We start from the raw sequence: 1,286 nt of genomic DNA on the forward strand, positions 1-1,286 counted from the left end.
CCCCACTGCACGCTGGTAGCTGGCAGACACGCCCCCACCGCGTCACATTCGGTGATGCTGCTGAGCTTGCTGCGGTCCATGGCACTGGCCTGGGCCGCATAGTCCAGCCGGTATTCCTTGACCAGCGCAGCGCCCGCGTAGGTCTGGATCTTGGCCAGGCGCTTGGTGTTGGTGTAGGTGGCGCCGGCCTGGTAGCCGGTGGTGGCGTCCACTCGGGCGGTGCTGGAAGGGACAAATACGACAGAGAAGCCAGGGGTGAGGGCCGGGCTGGAGCTGGCGTTTCCGCTGTAGTCGATACGGCTAGGGAGGTAACTGCCCGTGGCGCTGTCTTCGCTGTAGGCGATGGTGAGGTAGTTGCCCTTGACGTCGCTGAGTTTGTTCTGGGCCCAGCTGCGTACGGTGCCAGCGGTCCAGGCGGAGCTACCAGTGGCTGCCTTGATGGCTTCGATGCGGGAGTCGGCGGTGTTGCCAAACTCCATGGTCAGGCCGCTCTTGGTCTTGACGAGGAAGCTGGCCGGGCCACTGCCGGCAGTGCCTACTGCGGTGATCTTGGCAAAGCTCTCGATCTCGGTACGGTATTCGCTACCCGCGGCTCCGTAGGTGCCCGATACCAGGATGAGGCGCTGTCCATCCATGCAGAAGCGGTCATTAGCGTCGAAGTTGACTCCCGAGCGCACTCCGTCCTGGGCTTGGGTTCGGGGACAACGGGTGACCGTGGAGAGACCCGACAAACCCCAACCAAGTCCCAGGAAGCCATTGCCGCTTTGGCTGCTGTAGACGACTTCGAGCTTGGGTTGCATGCCCGCCACGCCCGGTGGCACCTGAATCGGGATGCGGTAGGTGGCGGCTCCACTGGGGCTGACTGCAAACTGGCCGGGGGTGCTGACCTGAGGAACAGCTCCCTGGCTACTTGCTGTCTGGGCTTGCGCCAGGATACAGGTCGTCGTCAACAGGCATAGCAATGCCCGATGTGCGATGCGATGAATACGCATAAGTGCTCACCTTTGCCCTCAGTGGGGACAGGGGTTGTTGTTACCAATCACCACAGTACATGCCGCAGTGATCCTCCTTCAGGGCCTTGTATTGCGCGGGCTACCACGCTCTACCGGCCGTTTCCTCAAAATCGTGCAGATACTAATTCAGAAGTTCTACGAACAGGTACAAAAACAAATCAACTCTTACAAACATGACGCACTCACGCTACAAATTTAGAGCGCTTTGTTCACCCAAATACATTTGAAGCCGAGGCTCACAATCTGCTCACTAAAGTTTTACAGCCTGCAAAG

1 protein-coding gene is annotated in these 1,286 nt (G+C 59.6%); it reads right to left on the minus strand.

Going from position 1 to position 1,286, the window contains the following annotated elements; genetic code table 11:
* A partial coding sequence (locus CHU94_RS00025) for a SpvB/TcaC N-terminal domain-containing protein (RefSeq protein WP_217901267.1) occupies positions 1-992 on the minus strand: 992 nt, incomplete at its 3' end.
* Positions 993-1,286: the final 294 nt, after the last annotated feature.

This window comes from Rhodoferax sp. TH121 (assembly GCF_002251855.1).
Lineage (GTDB): Bacteria > Pseudomonadota > Gammaproteobacteria > Burkholderiales > Burkholderiaceae_C > Allorhodoferax.